The 22340-nt window shown below is 61.6% G+C and carries 21 protein-coding genes; 13 read left to right on the plus strand and 8 right to left on the minus strand.

Annotated elements, in window-relative coordinates:
- The first annotated feature begins 57 nt into the window (after nucleotides 1-57).
- From AC6CIA_RS10525 to AC6CIA_RS10535, 3 genes are read left to right on the plus strand one after another with little or no spacing between them, the layout of a single operon-like run.
- Entirely contained in the window at nucleotides 58-1662 is a 1605-nt protein-coding gene (locus tag AC6CIA_RS10525; RefSeq protein WP_498311804.1) for a carboxyl transferase domain-containing protein, read from the plus strand.
- Nucleotides 1663-1677: 15 nt separating this feature from the next.
- Nucleotides 1678-2484: a gamma-carboxygeranoyl-CoA hydratase gene (locus AC6CIA_RS10530; protein ID WP_498311805.1), complete on the plus strand. Its 807-nt coding sequence runs from the start codon at nucleotides 1678-1680 to the stop codon at nucleotides 2482-2484.
- Nucleotides 2481-4433, plus strand: a complete 1953-nt coding sequence (locus AC6CIA_RS10535) for an acetyl/propionyl/methylcrotonyl-CoA carboxylase subunit alpha (RefSeq protein ID WP_498311806.1) — start codon at nucleotides 2481-2483, stop codon at nucleotides 4431-4433. Before AC6CIA_RS10530 ends, AC6CIA_RS10535 begins: the two co-directional genes overlap by 4 nt.
- Here AC6CIA_RS10535 and AC6CIA_RS10540 read toward each other — a convergent pair.
- The gene (locus AC6CIA_RS10540; protein ID WP_498311807.1) at nucleotides 4430-5074 is read right to left on the minus strand and encodes a LexA family protein; all 645 of its coding nucleotides are present in this window, start codon (nucleotides 5072-5074) and stop codon (nucleotides 4430-4432) included. The two genes, AC6CIA_RS10535 and AC6CIA_RS10540, sit on opposite strands and share 4 nt — an antisense overlap.
- 130 nt (nucleotides 5075-5204) lie before the next feature.
- Here AC6CIA_RS10540 and AC6CIA_RS10545 point away from each other — a divergent pair, with 130 nt between their 5' ends.
- Both AC6CIA_RS10545 and AC6CIA_RS10550 read left to right on the plus strand, forming a co-directional pair.
- The gene (locus tag AC6CIA_RS10545) at nucleotides 5205-5552 is read left to right on the plus strand and encodes a DUF6124 family protein (RefSeq protein ID WP_498311808.1); all 348 of its coding nucleotides are present in this window, start codon (nucleotides 5205-5207) and stop codon (nucleotides 5550-5552) included.
- Between the two features lie 479 nt (nucleotides 5553-6031).
- On the plus strand, nucleotides 6032-7189 hold the full coding sequence (locus tag AC6CIA_RS10550) for a M14 family metallopeptidase (RefSeq protein WP_498311809.1): 1158 nt from the start codon (nucleotides 6032-6034) through the stop codon (nucleotides 7187-7189).
- Here the strand turns inward: AC6CIA_RS10550 and AC6CIA_RS10555 are convergent, their stop codons facing one another.
- Nucleotides 7190-7645: a winged helix-turn-helix transcriptional regulator gene (locus tag AC6CIA_RS10555; protein ID WP_498311810.1), complete on the minus strand. Its 456-nt coding sequence runs from the start codon at nucleotides 7643-7645 to the stop codon at nucleotides 7190-7192. It lies immediately after the preceding gene.
- Nucleotides 7646-7744: 99 nt separating this feature from the next.
- On the opposite strand from AC6CIA_RS10555, the gene AC6CIA_RS10560 reads away from it, so the two are divergent.
- The gene (locus AC6CIA_RS10560; RefSeq protein ID WP_498311811.1) at nucleotides 7745-8944 is read left to right on the plus strand and encodes an MFS transporter; all 1200 of its coding nucleotides are present in this window, start codon (nucleotides 7745-7747) and stop codon (nucleotides 8942-8944) included.
- Between the two features lie 3 nt (nucleotides 8945-8947).
- Here the strand turns inward: AC6CIA_RS10560 and AC6CIA_RS10565 are convergent, their stop codons facing one another.
- Nucleotides 8948-9487 (minus strand): cytochrome b, encoded by a 540-nt coding sequence (locus AC6CIA_RS10565; RefSeq protein WP_498311812.1) that lies wholly within the window; start codon nucleotides 9485-9487, stop codon nucleotides 8948-8950.
- Nucleotides 9484-10566, minus strand: a complete 1083-nt coding sequence (locus AC6CIA_RS10570) for a catalase family peroxidase (protein WP_498311813.1) — start codon at nucleotides 10564-10566, stop codon at nucleotides 9484-9486. Before AC6CIA_RS10570 ends, AC6CIA_RS10565 begins: the two co-directional genes overlap by 4 nt.
- A gap of 150 nt (nucleotides 10567-10716) precedes the next feature.
- On the opposite strand from AC6CIA_RS10570, the gene AC6CIA_RS10575 reads away from it, so the two are divergent.
- The 4 genes from AC6CIA_RS10575 to AC6CIA_RS10590 all read left to right on the plus strand — a co-directional run bounded on the left by AC6CIA_RS10575 (nucleotide 10717) and on the right by AC6CIA_RS10590 (nucleotide 14529).
- Nucleotides 10717-11223 carry a sigma-70 family RNA polymerase sigma factor gene (locus tag AC6CIA_RS10575; RefSeq protein WP_498311814.1) on the plus strand — a complete coding sequence of 169 codons (507 nt, stop codon included), beginning with the start codon at nucleotides 10717-10719 and terminating at the stop codon, nucleotides 11221-11223.
- Nucleotides 11220-11972, plus strand: a complete 753-nt coding sequence (locus AC6CIA_RS10580) for an anti-sigma factor family protein (protein ID WP_339528407.1) — start codon at nucleotides 11220-11222, stop codon at nucleotides 11970-11972. Before AC6CIA_RS10575 ends, AC6CIA_RS10580 begins: the two co-directional genes overlap by 4 nt.
- A gap of 84 nt (nucleotides 11973-12056) precedes the next feature.
- Nucleotides 12057-13172, plus strand: coding sequence for a cell division protein ZapE (zapE, locus tag AC6CIA_RS10585; RefSeq protein ID WP_498311815.1), 1116 nt, complete (start codon nucleotides 12057-12059; stop codon nucleotides 13170-13172).
- A 40-nt stretch (nucleotides 13173-13212) separates the two neighbouring features.
- Complete coding sequence (locus AC6CIA_RS10590; protein WP_498311816.1) at nucleotides 13213-14529, plus strand: leucine-rich repeat-containing protein kinase family protein; 1317 nt, start codon at nucleotides 13213-13215, stop codon at nucleotides 14527-14529.
- A 74-nt stretch (nucleotides 14530-14603) separates the two neighbouring features.
- On the opposite strand, the gene AC6CIA_RS10595 is transcribed toward AC6CIA_RS10590, so the two are convergent.
- Both AC6CIA_RS10595 and AC6CIA_RS10600 read right to left on the minus strand, forming a co-directional pair.
- Nucleotides 14604-15308 carry a YebC/PmpR family DNA-binding transcriptional regulator gene (locus AC6CIA_RS10595; protein ID WP_498311817.1) on the minus strand — a complete coding sequence of 235 codons (705 nt, stop codon included), beginning with the start codon at nucleotides 15306-15308 and terminating at the stop codon, nucleotides 14604-14606.
- A gap of 150 nt (nucleotides 15309-15458) precedes the next feature.
- Nucleotides 15459-16319, minus strand: coding sequence for a LysR substrate-binding domain-containing protein (locus AC6CIA_RS10600; protein ID WP_498311818.1), 861 nt, complete (start codon nucleotides 16317-16319; stop codon nucleotides 15459-15461).
- A 181-nt stretch (nucleotides 16320-16500) separates the two neighbouring features.
- On the opposite strand from AC6CIA_RS10600, the gene phnX reads away from it, so the two are divergent.
- A complete protein-coding gene (gene phnX / locus AC6CIA_RS10605) occupies nucleotides 16501-17328 on the plus strand; it encodes a phosphonoacetaldehyde hydrolase (protein WP_498311819.1) in 828 nt (275 codons plus the stop codon).
- A 114-nt stretch (nucleotides 17329-17442) separates the two neighbouring features.
- The gene (locus AC6CIA_RS10610) at nucleotides 17443-17988 is read left to right on the plus strand and encodes a cytochrome b (protein WP_498311820.1); all 546 of its coding nucleotides are present in this window, start codon (nucleotides 17443-17445) and stop codon (nucleotides 17986-17988) included.
- Here the strand turns inward: AC6CIA_RS10610 and AC6CIA_RS10615 are convergent.
- Nucleotides 17985-18881, minus strand: coding sequence for a 1-aminocyclopropane-1-carboxylate deaminase/D-cysteine desulfhydrase (locus AC6CIA_RS10615; RefSeq protein ID WP_498311821.1), 897 nt, complete (start codon nucleotides 18879-18881; stop codon nucleotides 17985-17987). The genes AC6CIA_RS10610 and AC6CIA_RS10615 overlap by 4 nt on opposite strands.
- A gap of 72 nt (nucleotides 18882-18953) precedes the next feature.
- Nucleotides 18954-20993: an oxidoreductase gene (locus tag AC6CIA_RS10620; protein WP_339528400.1), complete on the minus strand. Its 2040-nt coding sequence runs from the start codon at nucleotides 20991-20993 to the stop codon at nucleotides 18954-18956.
- A 210-nt stretch (nucleotides 20994-21203) separates the two neighbouring features.
- On the opposite strand from AC6CIA_RS10620, the gene AC6CIA_RS10625 reads away from it, so the two are divergent.
- Nucleotides 21204-22334, plus strand: a complete 1131-nt coding sequence (locus AC6CIA_RS10625) for a carbon-nitrogen hydrolase family protein (protein ID WP_498311822.1) — start codon at nucleotides 21204-21206, stop codon at nucleotides 22332-22334.
- Nucleotides 22335-22340: the final 6 nt, after the last annotated feature.

The raw sequence follows: 22340 nt of genomic DNA on the forward strand, positions 1-22340 counted from the left end.
ACTGCGCCCTGGCTTGTAGCTTGCCGCTCGAAACTTGAAGCTGCTACGGAGTAGCCTATGATTTTGCACACCCAGCTCAACCCACGTTCGGCGGAGTTTGCCGCCAACAGCGCGGCGATGCTCAAACAGGTCGATGCCTTGCACTCCCTGCTTGCCAAAATCCAACAAGGCGGCGGCAGCAAAGCCCAGGAACGACATACTTCGCGTGGCAAGCTATTGCCTCGCGAACGCATCAACCGCTTGCTCGACCCTGGCTCGGCGTTTCTCGAACTCAGCCAATTGGCGGCCTATCAGGTCTACGGCGAGGACGTTCCCGCTGCGGGCGTAATTGCCGGGATCGGGCGAGTGGAAGGTGTCGAATGCATGATCGTCGCCAACGATGCGACGGTGAAAGGCGGTTCCTATTACCCGCTGACCGTTAAAAAACACCTGCGCGCGCAAACCATCGCCGAGCAGAACCGCCTGCCGTGCATCTATCTGGTGGACTCCGGCGGCGCCAACCTGCCGCGCCAGGATGAAGTGTTTCCCGACCGCGAGCATTTCGGGCGGATCTTCTTCAACCAGGCCAATATGAGCGCCCAGGGTATCCCGCAGATCGCCGTGGTCATGGGGTCCTGCACCGCCGGCGGCGCCTATGTACCGGCGATGGCCGACGAAGCGATCATGGTGCGCCAGCAAGCCACCATCTTCCTCGCCGGCCCGCCGCTGGTAAAAGCCGCGACCGGTGAGGTGGTCAGCGCCGAAGACCTGGGCGGCGCCGACGTGCACTGCAAGATCTCCGGGGTGGCCGACCACTATGCCGACAGTGACGAACATGCCCTGGCCCTGGCCCGGCGCAGCGTGGCCAATCTCAACTGGCGCAAACAGGGCCAATGGGTCCAGCGCACGCCAGCAGCACCGTTATATGCCGCCGACGAGCTGTACGGTGTGATCCCGGCCGATGCCAAGCAACCATTCGATGTGCGCGAAGTCATCGCGCGGCTGGTGGACGGTTCGGTCTTCGATGAATTCAAAGCGCTGTTCGGTACCACCCTGGTGTGCGGTTTCGCCCACTTGCACGGCTACCCGATCGCGCTCCTCGCCAACAACGGCATCCTCTTCGCAGAGGCCGCGCAGAAAGGCGCGCACTTTATCGAACTGGCCTGCCAGCGGGGGATTCCCCTGCTGTTTTTGCAGAACATCACCGGCTTTATGGTCGGGCAGAAATACGAGGCAGGCGGCATTGCCAAGCACGGCGCGAAGCTGGTGACGGCGGTGGCCTGTGCCAAGGTGCCGAAATTCACCGTGATCATCGGTGGCAGCTTCGGGGCCGGCAATTATGGAATGTGCGGTCGCGCCTATGACCCGCGCTTCCTGTGGATGTGGCCCAACGCGCGGATCGGCGTGATGGGTGCCGAACAGGCGGCCGGGGTGCTGGTGCAGGTCAAGCGCGAACAGGCCGAACGCGCTGGCCAGGCGTTCAGCACTCAGGAAGAGGCGGCCATCAAACAGCCGATCCTCGACCAGTACGAAACCCAGGGCCACCCTTATTACTCCAGCGCCCGCCTGTGGGATGACGGTGTCATCGACCCGCTGCAAACCCGTGACGTGCTGGCCCTGGCCTTGTCCGCGTCGCTGAACGCGCCTATCGAGCCGAGCCGCTTCGGCGTGTTCCGCATGTAAATGGAGCTGTATCCCATGAGCGACTTCAACACCCTCGAGCTGGTCACCGACCCGCGTGGTTTTGCCACCCTCTGGCTGAGCCGCGAAGAGAAGAACAACGCCTTCAATGCCGAAATGATCCGTGAACTGATCCTCGCCCTGGATCGGGTCCAGGGCGATTCGTCCCTGCGTTTCCTGGTGCTGCGGGGACGCGGCAAACACTTCAGTGCCGGCGCGGACCTGGCCTGGATGCAGCAATCGGCCGAGCTGGACTACCACACCAACCTGGACGATGCGCGAGAGCTGGCAGAGTTGATGTACAACCTGGCCAAGCTGAAGATCCCGACGCTGGCGGTGGTTCAGGGCGCGGCCTACGGCGGCGCGCTGGGCTTGATCAGTTGTTGCGACATGGCCATTGGTGCCGATGACGCGCAGTTCTGCCTGTCGGAGGTGCGCATCGGCCTCGCGCCAGCGGTTATCAGCCCGTTTGTCGTGCAGGCCATTGGCGAACGGGCGGCACGCCGCTACGCCCTGACGGCAGACCGCTTCGGCGGCCAGCGGGCGCGGGAGATCGGCCTGTTGGCCGAGAGTTATCCGCGCGACGAACTGGACCTGCAGGTAGAGCAATGGATCGCCAACCTGCTGCTCAACAGCCCAGCGGCCATGCGCGCCAGCAAGGACTTACTGCGCGAGGTCGGTAACGGCGCGCTCACGCCCGCCCTGCGGCGTTACTGCGAAAACGCAATCTCGCGCATCCGCGTCAGCGCCGAAGGCCAGGAAGGCTTGCGGGCTTTTCTGCAGAAACGTCCGCCGACCTGGCAATCGCAGGAGTCGCGTTCATGAGTGCTCCTGCTATCACCTGCGTCCTGGTGGCCAACCGTGGCGAAATCGCCTGCCGGGTCATGCGCACAGCCAAGGCATTGGGACTGACCACCGTGGCGGTCCACAGCGCCACCGACCGTGATGCTCGCCACAGCCGCGAGGCGGATATCCGCGTCGACCTGGGTGGCAGCAAAGCCGCCGACAGCTACCTGCAAATCGACAAACTGATCGCCGCCGCCAAGGCCAGTGGCGCCCAGGCGATTCATCCAGGGTATGGCTTTCTCTCGGAAAACCCGGGCTTTGCTCGCGCCATTGAAGCCGCCGGACTGATTTTTCTCGGACCGCCCGCCTCGGCCATTGATGCCATGGGCAGCAAGTCCGCCGCCAAGGCTCTGATGGAAACCGCCGGCGTGCCGCTGGTGCCGGGCTATCACGGCGTGGCCCAGGACCTGCAGACCTTCCGCCAGGCCGCCGAGCGCATCGGCTATCCGGTGCTGCTCAAGGCCACCGCCGGGGGGGGCGGCAAGGGTATGAAAGTGGTCGAGGATGTCAGCCAACTGGCCGAAGCCCTGGCCTCGGCGCAGCGCGAAGCCCTGTCGTCGTTCGGCAACGCACAGATGCTGGTGGAGAAATACCTGATCAAGCCGCGCCACGTCGAAATCCAGGTGTTTGCCGATCAACATGGCCATTGCCTCTACCTCAATGAACGCGACTGCTCGATTCAACGCCGCCACCAGAAAGTCGTCGAAGAGGCGCCAGCACCCGGCCTCAGCCCCGCGTTGCGCAAAGCCATGGGGGAAGCGGCGGTCCGCGCGGCGCAGGCCATCGGCTATGTCGGCGCCGGCACCGTGGAGTTCCTGTTGGACGCCCGGGGCGAGTTTTTCTTCATGGAAATGAACACACGGCTGCAAGTGGAACACCCGGTAACCGAAGCCATCACCGGCCTGGACCTGGTGGCCTGGCAGATTCGCGTGGCTCGGGGTGAACCGCTGCCGATGACCCAGGCGCAAGTGCCGCTGCTTGGACACGCGATTGAAGTACGCCTGTATGCCGAGGACCCAGCCAATGATTTCCTGCCGTCCACCGGGCAACTGGCGCTTTACCGCGAATCCACCCCAGGCCCGGGCCGGCGGGTCGACAGCGGTGTCGAACAGGGCGACAGCGTATCGCCTTTCTATGACCCGATGCTCGGCAAGCTGATTGCCTGGGGAGAGGACCGCGAACAGGCGCGCCTGCGGCTGTTGAGCATGCTTGATGAGTTTGCCGTCGGTGGCGTGAAGACCAACCTGGGCTTTTTACGCCGCATCATCGGCCATCCGGCGTTTGCCGCAGCCGAACTGGATACCGGATTTATCCCGCGTTATCAGGAACAATTGCTGCCCGCCGCCGGCGAATTGAGCGACGCGTTCTGGCAGGCCGCGGGCCACGCTTTCATGCAAAGCCAAGCGGCGAAGGTCCGAGCGGATGATCCATGTTCACCCTGGGCCACAACGCGGGGTTTTCGCGCCGGCCTGGACGCCGAGACCTCGCTGCATTTGAGCTGCGATGGCCAGGATCGACTGGTGACACTGCAGACCCTCGATGGCCCACGCCTGTTGGGCGAGCAATTATTGGTCGAAGAGCAAGGCGTACGCCGTTCGCACTTGGCGGTACGCAGCGAACAGGCGCTTTTCCTGCGCTGGGACGGTGAACTGCACCGCGTAACGCTGTTTGATCCGATTGCGGCGGTCGACGCCGATCAATCCCATCAAGGCGGCCTGATCGCCCCCATGAATGGCAGCATCGTGCGCGTGCTGGTGGAGGTCGGGCAGGCTGTGGAAGCCGGCGCCCAACTGGTGGTGCTCGAAGCCATGAAGATGGAACACAGCATCCGCGCGCCCCATGCCGGCGTGGTCAAGGCGCTGTATTGCCAGGAAGGTGAAATGGTTGGCGAGGGCAGCGCACTGGTGGAGCTGGATACGCAGGTTTAAAACTTCATCGTTGCCTGCACCACCACGCCGATGATCCGACACTCATCGTTGAACAGGGCTTTCGGGTAAGTCGGGTTGAGCGGCACCAGATAACGCTGGCCGCTCTCCTCCGACAGCTTGCGAAACGTCGCCTGCGGGCTATTGGTCCACTGGGCGACCACCAGGTTGCCGGGCTCGGCATCGATGGCCGGATCCACCAGAATCATCATGCCTTCGCTGATGCTCAGCCCGGTGGGAGCGGTCATGGCATCGCCCGTCACCTGCAGCCAGAAGGCTTCGCCACGCGCGTGATAGTCGGTCGACTCGTAACGCCTCGTGCCATACGCAAGACGCGCCTCGCGAACCTCGCACGCACCTTTCCAGTCGCTCACCGGGTAACGAAAATACGGGTTGGGGCGGGCGTACGAAGCCGCGTCGTCGTCAGCCGACTCCGGCTTTTCACGAATCACCAAGGCGACCTCAAGCTGCGCCAATCCCAACTCCGCAATAACCCGATTCATGTCGGCGAGACTCGGTACGCGGCGCTTGGTCAGCCAGTGACCGACGCCGCCCTGGGACATGCCCAGACGTTCGGCGAGCTGGTCCTGCGTGACCTTGCGCTCCTTCATGGTGCTTTTGACCAACGCTATCCATTTATCCATGGGCCGCGACAATACCCTGTGTATTTAAGTCGACAATAAACAGTTTGTATTAATCAATCAAATGACATGACTACACTTCGTATTATTATCAAGCCAGGACATACGAACCCTTCTTCAGAGCACCGACCTCATGACCACAGCCCCGGATCATCTACCTGAGACACCCGATGACGATGAAATGATGTTTTTGCGAGGCAGCACGGCCGCCCGGCGCGCGCTGGATTACTATTTGAAAGAAGATGTTAACGACCCGTCACCGAACGAAAGCCTGTTCGCGTTAAAACCTGGGATCAGCAGCGAAGATGCGCTGGTGCATGCATCAGACCTGCTACGCAGCGCCGCTGCCATCGCTTATGAACTGGCGAACGGCAAGCTCGGCGAGCCCCGGGACCTGGCGTTTTCAGTGGTGTACTTGATTGATATGGCCAAGGCCATGCTGGATTGCCCCCGGCGCCTACCCGACACGCAGACACGCTAATCCAGGAAGGATGCAGGAGCAGAAGAAAAAATATTTCTATCCGACAGATAAAAACATTTGACTTGCAAATGATAATGATTATTATTGCATGCAGCTGGTCGCGAGATCAGTCGATAGACCAAGAGACCTTAGGTCGGACTCTTGGAATATCTCCTCATCAGGCTAATCACGGTTTTTGACCCGGCTCTTTGGCCGGGTCTTTTTTTTGCCAGTTATTCTGGCGTTGCTTCAGGCTAATGAAGTCTGTGTGTTGCTGGATGGCCCCCATGGTAGCAAAAGACTATCGTCGAAAGAAGTCGATCGAGCGCTCTAGCCCGGATCTTTCCGAAATAGCACTTGAGAATCAATCTCATAGATTCTAAGCTGCTGCTGCGTCATGGATGACGCCCCCCTCCTCTATCGCAACAATTTGCGTCCGGATTTTGCTTCCTGCCTGTGTAAACTGCCCGCCACACCTTCACAATCAGGCAGACCAGACCATGAGCGCGGCCTTGACCTCCATCAAAATCAGCAGCGATTTCGACAGCGGCAATATTCAGGTACTCGATGCCAGCGATGCCCGAAAAGTACTGCTTGCCATCAAGCCGGACACTCGCAGCCAGCACTTCCAATGGTTCCACTTCAAGGCCGAAGGCATGCACATTGGCCACACGCATGGCTTCAGACTGAGCAATGCCGGTCAATCGTCCTACAAGCACGCCTGGAGTGGCTACAACGCGGTGGCGTCCTACGACCATATCAACTGGTTCCGAGTGCCCACGCGCTTTGATGGCGAAACCTTGCACATCAGCCTCGAGGCGCGAGAAAAACACGCCTGGATCGCTTACTTCGAACCCTACAGCCGCAAGCGCCACGACTGGCTGATCGACCAGGCGCTCAGTCGCGCCGGAACCCAGTTGTTGGCCATCGGCAAAAGTGTCGAAGGTCGTGATATTCCCTTGCTGCGTCGTGGGCAAGGCAACGCGGGACAACGCAAGGTCTGGATCATTGCCCAGCAGCATCCTGGCGAACACATGGCCGAATGGTTCATGGAAGGCATCATCGAACGCCTGCAGCAGGACGGTGACGATGAACTGAAAAGACTCCTCGCCGCTGCCGACCTGTATCTGGTGCCAAACATGAACCCGGACGGCGCGTTCCACGGTCACCTGCGCACCAACGCCAGGGGCCAGGATCTCAATCGCGCTTGGCAAAGTGCGAGCCAGGAGAACAGTCCCGAGGTGTGGTTCGTCCAGCAGCAAATGGAAAAATACGGCGTCGACCTGTTCCTGGACATCCATGGTGACGAGGAAATCCCCTACGTATTTACCGCCGGCTGTGAAGGCAATCCTGGCTACACGCCGCGCATCGAGCAGTTGGAAAAACATTTTCGCAGTCACTTGAGCGCCCTGACCCGCGACTTCCAGACCACTCACGGCTACACCCGCGACCTGCCCGGTGAAGCGAACATGACGTTGGCCTGCAACAGCGTGGGCGAGCAGTTCGATTGCCTGTCCTTGACCTTGGAAATGCCCTTCAAGGACAACGACGACGCACCTGATCACCGCACCGGCTGGTCCGGCAAACGCTCCATGCAACTGGGCAAGGATGTCCTGAGCACCGTGGCCGACATGGTTGGCATCTTGCGCCAGCCCTGATCAGCCAGCGGTTTGCGCCGCCACCCGCCGACAATCCTCGGGACCCAACAAGCGGCCATCTGCCGAGCGCACCTGCAACGCTCGCAATGGCTGCCCCTGATCACGATCCACTATCACCGAATGGGCCTCGCCCTCGGTATAGAAAAACGCCTCGCCCCATTGCCGTAATCCAATGATCACGGCAAACAAGCCCCTGCCCTTTTCCGTCAATACGTACTCCTGATAGGCGCTGCCGTCGGACGCCGGGGCGATCTCAAGAATCCCGTGAGTCACCAAACTGCGCAGCCGCGTGGCGAGAATGTTCTTGGCCATCCCCAAACTGCGCTGGAATTCGCCAAAGCGGCGAATGCCGTCGAACGCATCACGGATAATCAACAGCGCCCAGCCATCGCCGATGGCATCGAGCGAGCGCGCCACCGGGCATTCGGCACTTTCAAAACGGCTGAGTTTGACCATGCTCGACTCCTGCTTCCCGGAAAAATGTAGTTGCAATATAAAACCAGAATACCTACCGTACAACTGGTTTTAAATTGAAACCAACTCAGGAACCCCATCATGTCCCAATCCCCATTGAGCGGCGCCGTAATCCTGCTGTTCGCGATCGCCTGTGGCTTGTCGGTGGCAAATGTGTATTACGCCCAGCCCTTGCTGGACGCCATGGCGAAGACCTTCGGCATGGAACACGCCAGCGTTGGCATCATCATTACCCTGACCCAGGTCGGCTACGGCATTGGCCTGTTACTGTTGGTGCCGCTGGGGGATTTGCTGAACCGCCGACGCTTGATCGTCAGTCAATTGTTGCTGTCGACGTTCGCCGTCTTATGGGTGGCCTTTTCTACCAATGGCGCATGGTTGCTGGCCGGGATGCTGTTGACCGGCTTGCTGGCAGTGGTGACGCAAGTACTGGTGGCCTACGCCGCCCACCTCGCACCCCCGCGGCAACGGGGGCATGTGGTGGGCCTCGTCACCAGCGGCATTGTCGTCGGCCTGCTGTTGGCGCGCACGGTGTCCGGTCTAATGGCAGACCTGGCCGGGTGGCGCTCGGTGTACCTGCTCTCGGCCGGCTTGACGCTGCTGATGGCGCTGTTGCTGTGGCGGGTCCTGCCTAGCAACGAGGAACCCCGGGCTTCGACGGCGTACCGCCACTTGATTTATTCGGTGTTCAGCCTGTTTCGCCAGGAGAAGGTATTACGGGATCGCGCGGTATTGGCGCTGTTGATTTTCGCCGCCGGGACCGTGTTATGGACACCGCTGGTACTGCCCTTGAGTGCACCACCGCTGTCGCTGTCCCACACGCAAATAGGTTTGTTCGGACTTGCTGGCGCGGCCGGCGCCCTGGGTGCGGCGCGTGCCGGCCACTGGGCAGATCGAGGTCTGGCGCAATGGGTGAGTGGCGCCGCACTGAGCCTGATGCTGCTGTCCTGGCTGGCCATCGCCTTCATCCACTCTTCGCTGTGGGCATTGCTGCTCGGCGTGATTGCCTTCGACCTTGGCCTGCAAGCCGTGCACGTCACCAGCCAGAGCCTGATCTACAGCGTTCGGCCCGAAGCCCAGAGCCGTCTGGCCGCCGCTTACATGCTGTGCTATTCGGTGGGCAGCGCACTCGGCTCGGTGGGTGCCACGATGATGTATGCCTGGGGCGGCTGGATAGCCGTGTGCAGCCTGGGCGCCGCCATCAACCTGCTGGCGCTGCTCTACTGGGTGGGCACCCTGGGGCCGGCGACGGCGGTACAACCGCAGCCGTCCCGGGGTTAAGCGTCAGTTTTTGCTGCCGGTCATGCTTTGCAACACCCCGTCGCGGCGCACCCATGCATGAAACAGCGCCGCCGCCAGGTGCAGCAATACCGTCAAAAACAGTAGATAGGCGAGAAAACCGTGCGCCTTGCGCAACAGCGCAAACAGCGACGCGTTGGCCGGCAACAACGCCGGCAACTGCACGGAACTGCTGAGCATTACCGGATCACCCGCGGCAGAGATCATCGCCCACCCCAGCATCGGCAATATCAGCATCAACCCATACAGCAACACATGGGACGCCTTGGCCGCCAGCACTTGCCACCTCGGCAAGTCGGCTGGCAAGGGTGGTTGTCGGGTAGAAAAGCGCACCAGCAAACGTACGATCACCAGCGCCAGGATCGCAATGCCCAACGGTTTATGCAGGTTCAACAACCACTCGTGACGCTGGGAAACCGAGGCCGCCATGCCCGCACCGATAAACAGCATGGCGATGACCATCAGCGCCATCAACCAATGCAGCAAGCGCGCCAATGGCGCAAAAAACCGGGGTTGTGCATTCATGGCTTGGACTCCTGAGGGGCGCTGTGCAACTGGCTGACTTCACTGGTGCGACGCAGATAGGAACTGGCATACGCCGCCGAGCGTGCGGCCAGCAACGGGTCGTTGGACGCCTCGATACCGCTCGGCAGGATCAGCGGATCAAAGTTGATATCGCGGCAAGCGCCGTCGATCTGCGGCTGGCTGCTTTGCAGCACCAGTGTCCCGGCGTTCAAGACTGTATGCTCACCGCCCCAGACCTTGCTCGCGTCATCCACCGGATCCTCGGGATTGGCCAGGGTGATCATCAAGTGCCAGCGCACAGGCCCGGCCGCCAGGCGTTGCACCAGATCCTCCTGCAGAAAATCAGCGCCATTCGCCGGCGTGGCCGCGATTGCACCCTGACTCACCGGCACCACGCCCCAGCGCACGGCCTGGCGCTGCCCATTGGCATTCACCAAGTAAAAGGCGTTGATACCGTTGTAGGTCTCGGTGGCATAACTGGCCGAGGGCTTGGCGGTCTTGACCCAAGCCAGGAACGGCGCCGTCTCTGGATGAGCCGCAAAGAACGCGGGCATATTGGCCGGGTTCGGCTTACCGGTCGCAGGATCCGGCGCACCGGCCTTGAGCAGTTGATAAAACGCTTCGGGCGTGCCCACCGGAAACACTGGCATGCTGTTCATTCCGGTGCGCCATTGCTGGCCGTTGGCCTGGCTGAACTGCAGCGCCAGGCTGCGAATCGGCACGCTGCTGTCCGGGGCATACGGGTTGCCACTCGGCAAGGCAAAACGACCGATCACCGGCGTACGCGCCTCGCTGAAAACCTCGGCACTGGAGTACGCGCGCACGGAGGGATCGCTCTGGAAATAACCCGCCACACACACGCCCTTGGAATGGTTACGCCGGTAGCCAGGATGTACGCCGTTGTTGGTTTCCAGCGCGTTGACCAGGTTTTGGGGGCGCAAGCGTTGCGGGTCGAGCGTGCCATTGACGTAGGCGAAAGCCCCCGCCACAACAGCCACGATCCCACCGATACCGGCCAGCCGCGCGATCAGGCCAGCAGTGCTCAGCGGTGGGCGCGGCGGTGATACGTGATCTACCATGAAGTGCTCCAGGCCTGTGGCCACAGATGTGAAAGAAGCAGGACGACTGGCAACGAACTCTATTCCCGCGCCTAGGATTTATTTTTCACCCTCTGGAATATCCTTTGATCCCAGGCGTCTTCCTGTTCCCTGCACAACGACAACGAACCCATGCACGAACTCGACGAACAGTTGCGTGAACTCATTCCCAGGCTGCGACGCTTTGCCGTGTCCCTGACGCGCAATGCCGCCAGCGCCGATGACCTGGTGCAAGCCTGTCTTGAACGCGCACTGGTCAGTTGGGGCGATAAGCAGGCCGAAGGAGATCTTCGCGCCTGGTTGTTCTCGATCCTCTACCGGCAGTTTCTCGACGCCCACCGGCGCTCCCGGCGCTATGCGCGCATGCTGGATTTTTTCACCGGCCGCGACGATGTCCAGCCCTCGGTCGAACGCACCGTACTCGCCCAATCGACCCTGCAAGCCTTCGATCGCTTGAACACCGAGCAACGCGCCCTGCTGCTGTGGGTTTCGGTGGAGGGCTTGAGCTACAAGGAAGTCGCTCATATCCTCGATGTGCCCATCGGCACCGTGATGTCCCGCCTGTCGCGCGCACGGCAGGCCTTGCGCCAACTCAGCGACGGCGAAATCACCAGCCCTTCCCTGCGGATACTCAAATGATCAGCCTGCCTCCCAGCGAACGTGATTTACATGCGTATGTCGACCACCAACTCCCGGCGTCGGATCGACGTCAACTCGACCTATGGCTCGCCACCCACCCCGAGGTCGCGGCTCAGGTCCACGCCTGGCAAAAGGATGCCCAACAGTTGCGTGCGGCCTTGGGTGATGGGCTGCAACAGCCGGCCAATCCCGGACTGGACCCGGCGTTGCTGCGCCAGCGGCTCAAGCACCAGTCCCGGCGCCACCTCGCCACCGCCGCGGTGTTGCTGCTCGCCGTCAGCATCGGTGGTTTCGGTGGCTGGCAGGCGCGGCAAGCGACGATGGCCAGCACCCAGCTACCGATGGCTGACGCCCTGCAGGCTTACCGTCTGTTCGCGCAGAATCAGTTCATGCCCGCCGACTACCACGTGCAAGACAGCGGCGACATGCAAACCTGGCTCGACCGTTACTTCACCCGCGCGCATCGTCTGCCGGACCTGAGCCCGGCCGGTTTCAACCCGGTCAGCGCGCGCCTGCTCAGCACCGACCAGGGCGCAGCGGCCATGGTGCTCTACGAGAATCAACAAGGCCGGCGCATCAGCTTCTATATTCGTCCGCCCGGCCCGCGGAATTATCTGCTCCCCCATGGCAGCCGCAGCGCCGACGGGCTCCGGGCCGAATACTGGTCGAGTCCCGGCTACAACTATGCGATGGTCAGCCCGGTGGATGCGTCGACGACACAAATGCTCAAGCAGACGATGCGGTTCTAGACGCTCGAACCCGGCGGCAGATTATGGTCAAACCCGGTCGAGCGCTCTAAAGTGAGCGATCGCCAAACACCAGGGTAATTGCCATTGGCCGCCTTACCACCAGACCGTTCACAGCGCCGGCCCCTGCTCAACCGGTTATTGAGGAAGAAGCCCGGCGTTGATAACGCTCAGGTCATTCATTCGTTCTTCGACGACAAAGCCCGACAGCAGGGCTACACCCTCAGCCCCAGCCAAGTGCAGGCGATTCAGGCCATGTCCCGACAGGCCGCGCTGCTGTTGGCTGGACGGCCGACCCGGGGCGTGTATTTGCACGGGGCCGTTGGTCGCGGCAAAAGCTGGCTGCTGGACGGTTTTTTCCAGGCGCTGCCCGTGCCCGAGAAGCAGCGGTTGCACTTCCATGATTTTTTTGCCCGCTTGCATCAGGGCATGTTCGCCCATCGCCAACAGCCCGACGCGCTCGCCAGCACCCTCGATCAATTACTGGAGCGTTGTCGGGTCCTGTGTTTCGACGAATTCCATGTGCATGACATCGGCGATGCAATGCTCATTACGCGCCTGTTCAAGGCGCTGTTCCAGCGCGGGATCCTGGTGCTGGCAACCTCCAATCATGCACCCGAAGGCCTGCTGCCCAACCCGCTCTACCACCAGCGTTTCAAGCCGGTCATCGACCTGATCGGCACGCGAATGGACGTTCTCGAAGTCAGTGCGCCCCAGGACTACCGTGGCCTGGCGCAAAACCATCAGCAGCAGCGCTTTGCCCAAGGCCGGTTTGTCTGGCCCGGCACCGCCGCACAACGTGCCGCAATGGGCTTGCCCAATACCGATTGCCCGCCGCTGACGCTGAACGTCGGCTCGCGCAGACTGATCGCCCGCTGGCAACAGGCGCGCACCCTGGCGTTCACCTTCAATGACCTGTGCGAACAACCCACGGCGGTGATGGACTACCTGCAACTGTGCCAGGACTTCGACCGCTGGATCATCGACGATCTGCCCGCTCTGGGAGAATGTCCGATTGCCGTGCAACAACGCTTTATCAACCTGATCGACGTGCTGTATGACCAGGACAAACACTTGATCCTGATTGGTCGACAGCCGCTGGATGCGGCCCTCGGTGGCCAGGCTATCGACCTTGCCCGCACCCGCAGCCGCCTGGGACAATTGCAACAGCGAGAGCCACCGCCCGATACCTCGTTATCATGAAGCCTTTGCCCTTTACCCTTGCCGAGTGACGCTGCTGTCCATGGATACCCTTGCTCAACTCAAGACCGGCCAATTGGCTGGCACCAAGCGTCTGGATCTGTCTTGCGGACTCACGCAATTCCCCCGGGAAATCTTCGATCTGGCCGAGTCCCTGGAAATCCTCAACCTGAGCGGTAACGCGCTGCGCAGCCTGCCGGAAGACCTGCATCGGTTGAAGCATCTGCGCGTGTTGTTCTGCTCGGACAATGCGTTTACCGCGCTGCCGGAGTGCCTGGGCCAATGCGCGCAATTGAGCATGATCGGCTTCAAGGCCAACCAGATCGAACACCTGCCGGCGGCCGCGCTGCCGCCCCTGCTGCGCTGGTTGATCCTCACCGATAACCGCATCGGCCAGTTACCCGCTGAACTGGGTGAACGGCCACATTTGCAGAAACTCATGCTCGCCGGCAATCGCCTGGAGCAATTGCCGGCGAGCATGGCCCAGTGCGCCAACCTGGAACTGCTGCGCATCGCCTCCAACCGTTTGACCCACCTGCCGCCGTGGCTGTTACGCCTGCCGAAGCTGACGTGGCTGGCGTATGCCGGCAACCCGCTGGAAAGCGCCGCGGCAGTCGTCGGCGAGGACACCACGCCCGAGATTGCCTGGTCGCAACTGACCTTGGGCGACGTGCTCGGTGAAGGGGCGTCGGGCATCATTCGCCAGGCGCAACTGAGCGCCGCGGACGGCACCACCAAAGCCGTCGCGGTCAAGCTCTATAAGGGCAGCATCACCAGTGACGGCTCACCGCTGCACGAGATGCAGGCTTGCATTGCCGCTGGGCGGCATACGCAGTTGATCAGGGTCGAAGGGCGCATCGTCGACCATCCTGAGCAACAGGCCGCGCTAGTGATGCAACTGATTGACCCGAGTTATCGCAACCTCGCCGGCTTACCGAGCCTGGCTTCATGTACCCGTGACGTTTACCCAGCCGACATGCGCTTGAGCGCCACGGCAGCGCTGCGCATGGCGCGTGGCATTGCGTCGGTGGCCGCGCATCTGCACCGCCACGGGATCACCCACGGCGACCTGTACGCTCACAATATTCTGTGGAACGAGAGCGGTGATTGCCTGTTGGGGGACTTTGGGGCTGCATCCTTCCATGCCACCGCAGACACCCCCGAAACCCAGGCATTGCAACGCATCGAAGTACGGGCGTTCGGAATATTGCTGGGGGAGTTACTGGAGCGCACGGACAGCGGCTTGAGCGATGAACGTCACCGGCAACTGGCGGCATTGCGCGACCGTTGCTGTCAGCCGCAGGTGCTGGCGCGACCGGGTTTCGAGGCAATCATCCAGGCGCTGAGCGATATCCCGTAGAAACCGTCTTGACGCGCGCCGGACAGGCGCGGGATTCAAGACGGAATCGCGGGATCTGAGGTGAAGCTGGCGGATCAGCCCGCCAGGCCGACAAACATATCCTGCACATCATCATGGTTGTCCAGGCCTTCGAGGAAAGCTTCGACTTCAGCCATCTGCTCCTCGCTCAAACCGCTGACCGGGTTCTTCGCGATATAGCCCAACTTGGCTGACAACACGGTGAAACCCTGTTCCGGCAAGGCTTTCTGCACGGCGTCCAGATCAGTGGTTTCGGTGATGAACAGGGTCGCGCCCTCTTCGCCGGCTTCAAAATCCTGAGCGCCGGCTTCAATGGCGGCCATTTCCGGGTCGGCGTCCGGCGCGTCAGGCGCTGCTTCGATCAGGCCCACGTGGTTGAAGTCCCAGGCCACAGAGCCCGAGGCACCCAATTGGCCCTTGCGGAACGCCACGCGGATTTCCGCCACGGTACGGTTGATGTTGTCGGTCACGCACTCAACGATCAATGGCACCTGGTGCGGGGCAAAACCTTCGTAGGTCACACGATGGTATTGCACGGTCTCGCCCAACAGACCAGCGCCTTTCTTGATCGCGCGTTCCAGGGTTTCCTTGGGCATCGAGGCTTTCTTGGCCTGCTCCACCACCAGACGCAGGTGGGCGTTGGTCGCGGTGTCCGCGCCATTACGGGCAGCGATGGTGATTTCTTTGACCAGCTTGCCGAAGATCTTGCCCTTGGCATTCGATGCCGCTTCTTTATGTTTGACTTTCCACTGTGCGCCCATGACTCACTCTCTTATATCCATGGCGCCGAGACGTCTACTGGCCGGCGCTTTGGCGGCAGAGTTTATAGCGCAAGAACACTCTGTTCCACCAAAAACCGGCCAGCGTTGTTGGCGCCCCAGGTACGCAGGGTTTCAATGCCTGGGCGCGGGTCAGCCCGACGCCAGCTCGAAAAAGGCCTGAATCAGGCGCAACTCCCGGCGCCGCTCCATGCAACCAATCATGTGCTGGTTCAACAAGCCGTCGCCATGAAGGGGAATCGCATGCACCCGTGGATCACGGCTGACTTCCACCGATGACACCACGCCGACCCCCAACTCCGCCGCCACCGCTTCGGTCACCGCCTCGCGACTGTCCAGTTCCAACAACACCTTGGGTTGCACGCCGGCCAAAGCGCAGGCGTCGTCGAACGTGCGGCGCGTGATGGAACCGGGTTCGCGCAGCACCATGATCACCTGGTCCAGTTGCTCCAGGCGGATCCCCGCCGGTTCTGCCAGCCACGGATGGCCACTCGGCACCAGCGCGCAAATGCGCGACGCGCTCAAGGGTTGCAGGTGCAGGCCCTTGCGCGGTTCAACCTCGGTCAGCACCGCCACGTCGGCATGTTCCGACAACAGCGCGGCCAGGGTTTCCTGGGCATTGCCCAAACGCAGGTTGACGGTGATCCCCGGATAACGGGCGCGCAGGCTCGCCAGCATCGGCATGACCCTGTGCGGACCGTCGGCCGCCACTTCCAGGCGCCCGGTCAACAGTTGGCGGTTGGCCTCCAGCAAGGTCTGCGCCTCATCGACCAAGCCGAAAATAGTCCGGGTGATCGCCGCCAGCTTGGCGCCCTCCTCGGTCAGCGTCACCCGCCGTGCGGTACGCCGTAACAAGGTGACCTGATAATGCTCCTCCAGCGCCTTGATATGCCCGGTAACCGCCGGCTGGCTGATAAACAGGCGCGCTGCGGCGCGGGTAAAACTGCCATCACGGGCCACGGCGTCAAATGCACGGAGTTGAAAGAGATTCATAGTTATCGGCCTCACTGATGACTGGCATAACAACAAACAATTTGATTGATAACAAGGCAAACCGCAATTTATCTCCCGCGCCTGAGAGGCACGCGGCAGTGGCGGCCAGCGTCCGGACACTGCAAGAAATGAAAGTCCTCGATACCTGAGTGCCTCGCCTCTTACCCACAGGATCTGAACCATGAATTACCAGAATCCCACCACGCTTCAGGCCGCCATCCTCGATTGGGCCGGCACCGTTGTCGACTTCGGTTCCTTCGCGCCGACCCAGATTTTTGTCGAGGCCTTCGCCGAATTCGACGTTCAGGTCTCCATCGATGAAGCTCGAGGCCCAATGGGCATGGGCAAGTGGGACCACATTCGCACCTTGTGCGACCAACCCCAGGTGGCCGAGCGTTATCGCAAAACGTTTGGACGCACCCCTACCGACGCGGATGTGACGGCGATCTATCAGCGTTTCATGCCGCTGCAGATCGAGAAAATCGCCGAGCATTCGGCTTTGATTCCCGGTGCCCTGGAAACCATCGCCCGCTTGCGCGAGCAAGGCATCAAGATCGGTTCGTGCTCGGGCTATCCCAAGCAGGTCATGGACAAGGTTGTGGAACTGGCCGCTGCCAACGGCTATGTCGCCGACCATGTGGTGGCCACCGATGAAGTCCCGAATGGCCGCCCATGGCCGGCACAAGCGCTGGCCAACGTGATTGCGCTGGGCATTGATGATGTGGCGGCGTGCGTGAAGATCGACGACACCGTGCCGGGAATCCTCGAAGGGCGTCGCGCCGGCATGTGGACCGTGGCGCTGACCTGCTCCGGAAACGCCCTGGGCTTGAGCTACGAGCAGTTCAAGGCGCTGCACAGCGACACCCTGAACGCCGCGCGCCAGCGCATCCACGGGTTGTTCGAAAGCTCGCGTCCACATTACCTGATCGACACCATCACCGACCTGCCGGAGGTTATCGCAGACATCAACCGGCGCCTGGCACGTGGTGAAATGCCGCAAACCAGCTGATCGAGATCAATACATCCGTCCTCACTCGGGCAAACCTTCTAGAACAGAGTTAAATTGGCAGGACTCCGTCGCCAAAGAACGGAGGTTCGCCCCTGATGAGTGAGGAAATACCCAATGCCGTGGAAAAACAGCGAGTCCCGTTACAGTACGGTCTCCATCGCCCTGCACTGGCTGATGCTGGTATTGCTGGTCGTGGTCTACGCCACCATTGAATTTCGCGGGATTTTCCCTAAAGACAGTGACGGCCGCACGTTGATCAAGCAATTGCACTTCATGTTGGGCCTGACGGTGTTCGTACTGGTCTGGCTACGCCTGTTTGCACGTACCCGAGGCGCGGCGCCGAAGATTGTGCCGGCACCGCCGCAATGGCAGACCTTGCTCGCGACGCTGATGCATGTCGCGCTGTATGTGTTCATGATCGCAATGCCTATCCTGGGCTGGTTGATCGTCAGCGCAGGGGGGCATTCGGTATCGTTCTACGGAATCGAACTGGCGCCACTGATCGGCGAAAACAAGGAACTGGCCAAGCAGATCAAAGGCTGGCATGTATTGGGCGGCACCTTCGGATACTGGCTGGTGGGTTTGCATGCGCTGGCGGGGCTGTATCACCACTACTTCATGCGTGATAACACCGTCGTGCGGATGATGCCCAAGCGCTAGAGACTGAAGCCCCGGCGGCCCTGCAAGCCGCCGGTATGGACGAAAACCAGTCGTGTGCCAGGCGCAAAGCGTCCCGCCTCGACCTCGGTCTGCAGGGCGAGCAACGCCTTGCCGGTATAAAGCGGCTCCAACGGTAGGCCGCAGGCATGTTCGGTGGTTTCGATAAACGCCAGCAATACCGGATCGACCTTGGCGAAGCCACCGCGACTGGCATCGAGCAGCTCAAAGCCATCTTGCACCAGGGCCCCGATCTGCTGCGCCACCCCGTGATCATCCGGCACCGCCAGGGCGCCATACACCTGATGAGCACCCGCCTCCGCCAGCACCAGCCCCGCCAAGGTGGTGCCGGTACCGACCGCCAGCCACCACGCGTGGTAATCGGCCCAGCCCAACGCATTCAACTGTGCCCGTACCTGATGCACCAGCGTCATGCAGCCTCGCGCTCCAGCCAATCCACCACCTCCCTCGGGCACCGGATGCAACCCTGGATAGCGTTCGCGCCAGGGCTGCCAAAAACCCGCCGCATGCCGCGCCCGATAGCCGCCATAGCCCAGCCAGTGCAACTGCATACCGAAGGCCTGCAGATCCCGTACTGTCGGGGTGTCTTGAGGGTGACCGCGCAACAAGCCGACGGTAGGGAAATCGAAGCGCTTGCCGGCCGCCGCCAAGGCATGCAGATGATTGGAGTAAGCACCACCCAGGCTGATAATACCCACGGCGCCGGCTGCCCGGCCTTGGGCCAGATGCTCGCTGAGCTTGAACCATTTGTTGCCACTGATCAGCCGATCAATGCGGTCCAGGCGCAGCACCGCCACCTCGATCCCGGCAGCGGCAAGCCAACCCAGGCGCAGGGGTTCAAGGGGAGCGTGCGGGAGCCAGTCAAAAGGACCCATGACAACGGATCTGCATGAAAAAAGGGGCAGTAGTCTAACACTGCCCCTTCGAACACATCCCCCGCCTGCTACCTACAGCTCGGCCGCCAGGCGCGAACCTTGGTTGATGGCGCGCTTGGCGTCGAGTTCGGCGGCCACATCGGCGCCGCCAATCAAATGCACGCTCTGGCCGGCGGCGACCAGGCCATCCTGCAGTTCGCGCAACGGGTCCTGGCCGGCACAGATGATGATGTTATCCACCGCCAGCACCTGGGGTTCACCTTCGGCACCGATGCGCAGGTGCAGGCCTTCATCATCAATCTTCAGGTACTCGACGCTGTTAAGCATCTGCACATGCTTGTTCTTCAACCCGGTACGGTGGATCCAGCCGGTGGTCTTGCCCAGGCCATCACCGACCTTGGAGGTTTTGCGTTGCAACAGGAACACCTCGCGGGCCGGCGCATGGGGCTGCGCCTTGATCCCGGCCACGCCGCCGCGCGCCTGCAGCTGGGTGTCGATGCCCCACTCTTTCCAGAACGCGTCGCGATCCAGGCTGGTGGACACGCCTTGATGCACCAGGAATTCCGAGACGTCGAAACCGATACCGCCGGCACCGATCACCGCCACGCGGCGGCCCACCGGCTTGCGCTCGAGGATCACGTCCAGGTAGCTGAGTACCTTGGGGTTTTCGACACCCGGTAGCGCCGGGGTGCGCGGCGCAATACCGGTGGCGAGGATGATCTCGTCGTAACCGCCGGCCACCAGTTGGGGGACGTCAACGCGGGTGTTGAGGCACAGCTCGACATGGGTGGTCTGCAACTTGTGCTTGAAGTAACGCAGGGTTTCGAAAAACTCTTCCTTGCCCGGCACGCGCTTGGCGACATTGAACTGGCCACCGATCTCGCTGGCCGAATCGAACAGTGTCACTTGATGCCCGCGTTCGGCTGCGACGGTGGCCGCAGCCAGGCCCGCAGGCCCGGCGCCAACCACGGCAATTTTCTTGACCTGCCTGACCGGGAGATAGTTGAGTTCAGTCTCATGACAGGCACGCGGGTTGACCAGGCACGTGGTCAATTTGCCGCCGAACGTGTGATCCAGGCACGCCTGGTTACAACCGATGCAGGTGTTGATTTCGTCGGCGCGGCCAGCAGCAGCCTTGTTGACGAAGTCCGGGTCGGCCAGGAACGGGCGGGCCATCGACACCATGTCGGCATCGCCTTCAGCGAGGATCTGCTCGGCCACTTGCGGGGTATTGATGCGGTTGGTGGTGATCAACGGGATCTGCACCGCGCCACGCAGCTTCGCGGTGACCTTACTGAACGCACCACGCGGCACCTTGGTGGCGATGGTCGGGATCCGCGCTTCGTGCCAGCCGATACCGGTGTTGATGAGCGTCGCGCCGGCCTGCTCGATGGCTTTGGCCAACTGGACGATTTCTTCCCAGGTGCTGCCGCCTTCCACCAGGTCAAGCATGGACAGGCGGAAAATAATGATGAAGTTCGGGCCAACGGCTTCGCGTACCCGGCGCACGATTTCCACCGGCAGACGCATGCGGTTCTCGTAGGTACCGCCCCAGCGATCGGTGCGATGGTTGGTGTGGGCGGCGAGAAACTGGTTAATGAAATAACCTTCGGAACCCATGATTTCCACGCCGTCGTACTCGGCAACCTGGGCCAGTACCGAGCAGGTGACAAAATCACTGATCTGCTTTTCGATGCCCGCCTCGTCCAACTCCTTGGGCTTGAACGGGTTGATCGGCGCCTGGATCGCGCTCGGCGCTACTTGCTTGGGGCTGTAGGCATAACGACCGGCGTGGAGGATCTGCATGCAGATCTTGCCACCGGCCTCGTGGACGGCCTGGGTGACGATCTTGTGCTTGAGCGCTTCTTCCTCGGTGGTCAACTTGGCCGCACCGGCATACACCCCGCCTTCATCGTTCGGGCCGATGCCACCGGTCACCATCAGGCCGACACCGCCGCGCGCGCGTTCGGCAAAGTAAGCCGCCATGCGCTCGAAGCCGCCGGGCTTTTCCTCAAGGCCGGTGTGCATCGAACCCATCAGGGTGCGATTGCGCAAGGTGGTGAAACCCAGGTCCAACGGGGCCAACAGGTGCGGGTAGGCAACAGCGGTCATGGTACAGCTCCACACGGATCATCACGGGACGTGGGACGCTCGAACGGCGCCCCATCGGTTTATGTCCCCCAGACTAAGAGCCCACTCCTTGCCGCTCAATGACCGAAACTGACAACTTATTGATCCAAATGCGCAGTCCCTCTTGGCAAGCCGATCCATGGGCCCTACCCTAGGTGCGAACCCCGCACACGGTCCATTGTCTGTTCCCCCATGCGTAAACTTCTTGCTTTGACCCTCTCCATGGCCCTGGTCGCCGCCATTTCCGCCTATCTGGTCTGGACCCAGGAACGCCCCGTGGGGCATTACCTGTCGGACCTGCGGATCAACCTCGCCGTCGATCAAGGGCTGCCCGCCGATCGCGGCAATCTGCTGGGTATCCAGCCGGAGCTGTTCCCTGCCGACTACCAGAGCCTGGAACGCCTGCACCTGAAACTGGCGGCCTATCTGAGCAAAGCCCGGGATCAGGGCCTGATCAACGAAAAAACCATCGTCGTGCTGCCGGAACATGTGGGTACCTGGTTGATGATCAGCGGCGAGAAAAACCAGCTGTACCAGGCCGCAAGTCTTAAAGAAGCGATGAACTGGCTGTCGGCAAGCAATCCGCTGCTGTTCCTGCGAGCACTGATCAGCGCCCAAGGCGAGAACCGCATGGATGACGCCCACTTGCGCATGAAAGCGTCGAGCATGGCGCGCGATTACCAGGTGCTGTTTGGCGGCCTGGCCAAGGAGTTCGGTGTCACCCTGGTGGCGGGCTCCATCACCCTGCCCAACCCCAGCGTCAGCCAAGGCCAATTGCAGGTCGGACATGGCGCTCTGTACAACGCCAGCCTGGTGTTCGACCGCGATGGCCTGCCTCTGGGCCAGCCCCAACGCCAGCTCTACCCGATCTTCAACGAGCAAACGTTTATCGAGCCCGGCAAAGAGAGCGCGATCAACGTGGTCGACACCCCTGCCGGTCGCCTGGGCGTCCTGATCGGCAGCGACAGCTGGTACCCGGACAACTACCGCAAGCTCAACGAGCAAGGTGCCCAGTTGGTCGCGGTGCCGGCGTTCGTGGTGGGCCGTGAAGCCTGGGACAAACCGTGGCGTGGTTTCAAAAGCGCTTCCACGCCCTCGGAAGTCAGCCTCAAGCCTGAAGAGCTCAGCGAAGGCGAAGCCTGGCATCGCCTGAGCCTGATCAGCCGAGCCCCCATCAGCCAGGCCAGCGCCGGCATCAGCGTCTTCCTGCGAGGGCAATTCTGGGATCAAGGCACCAGCGGCCAGAGCTTCCTCAGCGCCAACGGCCAGGTATTTGCCAACGGCAACGCACGCGGCGCGCACCTGCTGAACCTGTGGTTGTAACCCCGT

The sequence above is a fragment of the Pseudomonas sp. GQ91 genome (assembly GCF_059758795.1).